This is a genomic window from Nocardiopsis protaetiae, assembly GCF_045446735.1.
Lineage (GTDB): Bacteria > Actinomycetota > Actinomycetes > Streptosporangiales > Streptosporangiaceae > Nocardiopsis > Nocardiopsis protaetiae.
In genome coordinates this window covers 1-517 of the sequence record NZ_JBJJBV010000561.1, presented here as the reverse complement: position 1 = coordinate 517, position 517 = coordinate 1, and the positions used below count along the sequence as shown (strand labels likewise).

General features: G+C 59.4%; 1 rRNA gene. It reads right to left on the bottom strand.

The annotated features are described in order from the left end of the window. Positions 1–430 precede the first annotated feature (430 nt). Positions 431–517, bottom strand: a 16S ribosomal RNA gene (locus ACJOT3_RS34680); the annotation flags it as partial.

The following is a 517-nucleotide window of genomic DNA, read 5'->3' as shown; positions in this document are numbered from 1 at the left end:
TCGGCGCCTGGTGCCAAGGCATCCACCGTGTGCCACTATCACTTGGCCACTACAGATAACAAGATGCTCGCGCACACTATTCACAAATCAAAACACCAACCGCGTTCTCCGCTACCACTCGGGACAAACCCCTGTCCCACCCTCGAACATGAGGACGGGAACCGGGAAGAACCGAGAGTTCTCAGAGGCGGTCCGCGGGAACCAACCACCACACCCACCGGCAGAGCCGGCATCACGGGTGAGGGTTGCTTCCTCAGACACCCAACAGCGCGCCCCCCAAGGCTTCTAGGACCCCCGGGAGGAAGTTCGATCCATGAGTTCTTCAAACCATCCCGACGACCACACCGACCACCTGGGGCCGGGGGTGCCAGGTCCACTTTCGAGTCCGGCCAACCATAGGAAAAGTGTTGGCCTGAAAAAGACTCCTTAGAAAGGAGGTGATCCAGCCGCACCTTCCGGTACGGCTACCTTGTTACGACTTCGTCCCAATCGCCAGCCCCACCTTCACTCACTCCCT